This window comes from Protofrankia sp. Cj3, assembly GCF_917627355.1.
GTDB lineage: Bacteria > Actinomycetota > Actinomycetes > Frankiales > Frankiaceae > Protofrankia.
The window spans coordinates 1-3,175 of the sequence record NZ_CAKJTR010000316.1; the positions used below are offsets into that span (position 1 = coordinate 1).

The following is a 3,175-nucleotide window of genomic DNA, read 5'->3' on the forward strand; positions in this document are numbered from 1 at the left end:
ACCATCAAACGTGGCCAAAACGCACAGCTTGCCCATCAGTCCGACAACGAGGCCACATACCGTCTACTTCGGAACATGGTCAGCATCAAGGGCCCGAGCACAGGTACGGTTCGACTGAAACGGAACGTCGACGCCATTGGGGTCGACGAAATGGTCCTTGACCCGCAGCTGACCAGGAGCGTCAGGGTAAACAGGTGATCAGGTGAGTGCACGCTGCCCAGACGGGCACCTGTCGCTAGCTCCCGACTACTGCGATCAATGCGGTATGCGGATTGTAGCCGGCCAGGAGCCCTACGTCCTCCCATCGGAAGACGAAACCGGGTCGGGTCGCCAGCGACCGCGGCAGCCGGAACAGTCCGCCGTGGACTCATACGGTCGGCGGCCGGTGGACCCGTCCGGGACGGGGCGAGCCAGGGTTGACCCGGCCGATCCGCTTGGTATCCGCCGCCCACCGGATACCAAGCGGGTTGGTACGTCCCGGCCGTTTCCAGACCATGGCGCGCCGTCAGATGCCGAGTCATACGCTCAGGACGGCTACCCATCGAACGGGTACCCGCCCGATGGCTACCCGCAGGAGGGCTACCCAGCCGACCGGTACGACCCCAACGGCTATTCCTCCGACGGGTACGCCCCCGCCGCGGAAAACTACCCACGGGACGGGTATACGCCGGACGGCTACGGTCGGGATGCCTACCCGCCGGGCGGCTACTCCCCCGGTGGCTATGACGCGAGCGGCTACCAGACAGGTCCCTACCGTGACCCGCGTGACGAACCGCGCCGCGACCCGCGTGACGAACCGCGCAGAGGCGAGCCATGGGGCTATGACAGGAACCGCGCCGACCCGTACGCACCCAGCCACCCCGCTCCCGGCGGCGGGGATGATCCGTTCGGCCTGGACCGTGCGAGCGCCGTTCCACGCGGCCCGGTAACAGCACCGCCCGACTACCACCGCCCACGTCCCAACCAGCATGTGCCCGCACGACCGTCCCGAGAGGCCGGCGACGGCTACGACGCCGCCTGCCCGAACTGTCACAATCCGCACGAGCCGGGTACGCGGTTCTGCGAGGTGTGCGGATTCGATCTGGTCCTGCGAGAACGCCCCGGCACACCGGACCGGGGAGCGGTGCAGACCGGCTGGGACGTGCTTGTCGAAGCCGAGCGCGAGTACTACGACAGTGGCGATGACCACCGTGTCCCGTTCCCCACGGTCTACCCACGGCGGGTCTTCACCCTCAGCGGCCCCCGGCTGCTGATCGGGCGACGCAGCGAGTCCCGCGGCATCCATCCGGAGATCGACCTGTCCGGCACACCGGAGGATCCGGGTATCTCCCGCGCGCACGCCATGCTCGAGCTGATGGCGGACGGTGGGTACGCTGTACTCGACCCTGGCTCAACGAACGGTACCCGGATCAACGACGAACCGAATCCGATCCCACCGGGCCAGCCAGTACCGCTGCGCAACGGCGACCGAGTCTACCTCGGCGCTTGGACGCGGATCACGATCCGCATGCTCGCTCGATAGCCGCTTCCGGGCTCTGCCCCAGCCGACGGCGCGCAATCATCGTGCTTCTTCCGTGCCGTCGGCGGGAGCGCTGGCTCACGCCAGATGCCAGCGCTGCCCCTCCGGAGTGTCCTCAACCACTATGCCCCCAGCCGCGAGCCGGGCTCGGATCCCATCTGCCTCGGCGTAGTCCCGCCGGGCACGCGCGGCCGACCGCAGATCGAGGACAATCTCCATGACCCCGTCGAGCGCGGGCCTCAGTTCGGAACCGGCCGTGGGCCACTGCGCGATCGGATCAAGCCCAAGGACCGCGAGCATCCGGCGCACGACGTCGACCCAGCTGGCAAGCTCCCGGCTGCGCGTCTTGGACAGCACCTGGTTCCCGCGTCCGACAGCGCCGAACAGGACCGCCAGCGCCCGGGAGACCGCGAGGTCGTCGTCGAGCGCAACCGCGAAGGCACGCCAGGCCTGCGCCGGGTTCCCAACCATGGCCGCGTCCACCGGAGCGCCCCCGGCCGCGGTGTCGGCCGCCAGCGGCCCGGCATGACCATCAAGCACGCGCTGTGCCCCGACGGCGCATTCAGCCGCAAGTGCCGCAGCCTCGTCGGGCCCACCCAGGATGTCCAAGGCGTTGCGCACAAAGGTCTCGACGCGGTCATGGGCCGCGGCCGATTCGGCCAGCCCTTCCTGGCCGTATTCCAGCGATGAGCGATAGTGCGCGCCGAGCAGATGGTAACGCAGCACCTGCGGTCTGACCTGGTCAAGCGCATCGGCGACCAGGAACGAGTTGCCCAGTGACTTCGACATCTTGGTACCACGGGTCGTCAGCAGGCCGACATGCATCCAGTAACGGGCCATCTCAGCTGTGCCGGCCACGGCAGGCTGCCGGCCCGCGCCCATGGCGCAGACCGACTGGGCGCGCTCATTCTCGTGGTGCGGAAAGACAAGGTCAAGACCGCCACCGTGGATGTCGAAAATCTCGCCGAGATACTTGCCCGCCATGGCTGAGCACTCGATATGCCACCCTGGACGGCCTCGCCCCCAGGGTGACTCCCAGAACGGCTCACCCGGCTTCGCGCCCTTCCAGAGCGCGAAATCACGAGGGTCGGCCTTCCCTGATTCGCTCTCCGATGACGCCTGCATGGCGTCCGGGCGCTGATTCGACAACTGTCCATAACCGGCGAAGCGAGCGACCCGGAACCAGACCGACCCGGCGCTTACGTAAGCGCAGCCGACATCCAACAGTCTGGCGATGAGCGCCAGCATCTCCGGGATATGGCCGGTCGCCCGTGGCTGAATCGTGGCCGGCAGCACACCGAGAACACGGTATGCGTCATCGAAGGCCCGCGTCTGGCGGGTGGCGAGCTCCCACACGCTCTCGCCGGCCCGGTCCGCGTTAATAATGATCTTGTCGTCGATATCAGTGATGTTCTGGACAAAGGTCACTTCAAGCCCGGACGCGGTGAGCCAGCGGCGCAGTACATCGAAGGCGACCGCGGTACGTACATGCCCGACATGCGGCGCGGACTGGACGGTGGGCCCACAGACATACACGCCCACATGACCGGGGTGCAACGGCTCAAACGGCCGTATGCGCCGGGTGCGCGTGTCGTAGATGTGGAGTCCCATCCGTCAAGCGTACGGCGCGGCTCCCGCTCGTACGTCCACAGCCCC

At 67.5% G+C, this 3,175-nt stretch carries 2 protein-coding genes and 1 pseudogene; 2 read left to right on the forward strand and 1 reads right to left on the reverse strand.

Translation table 11 applies throughout. The annotated features are described in order from the left end of the window. Positions 1-198: pseudogene (locus tag MJ783_RS22970) on the forward strand (hypothetical protein); the annotation flags it as partial. 163 nt (positions 199-361) lie between these two features. Continuing rightward, positions 362-1,522, forward strand: coding sequence for an FHA domain-containing protein (locus MJ783_RS22975; RefSeq protein WP_370651793.1), 1,161 nt, complete (start codon positions 362-364; stop codon positions 1,520-1,522). Between the two features lie 75 nt (positions 1,523-1,597). Here the strand turns inward: MJ783_RS22975 and cysS are convergent, their stop codons facing one another. Beyond that, the gene (cysS, locus tag MJ783_RS22980; RefSeq protein WP_239313919.1) at positions 1,598-3,130 is read right to left on the reverse strand and encodes a cysteine--tRNA ligase; all 1,533 of its coding nucleotides are present in this window, start codon (positions 3,128-3,130) and stop codon (positions 1,598-1,600) included. Positions 3,131-3,175 lie beyond the last annotated feature (45 nt).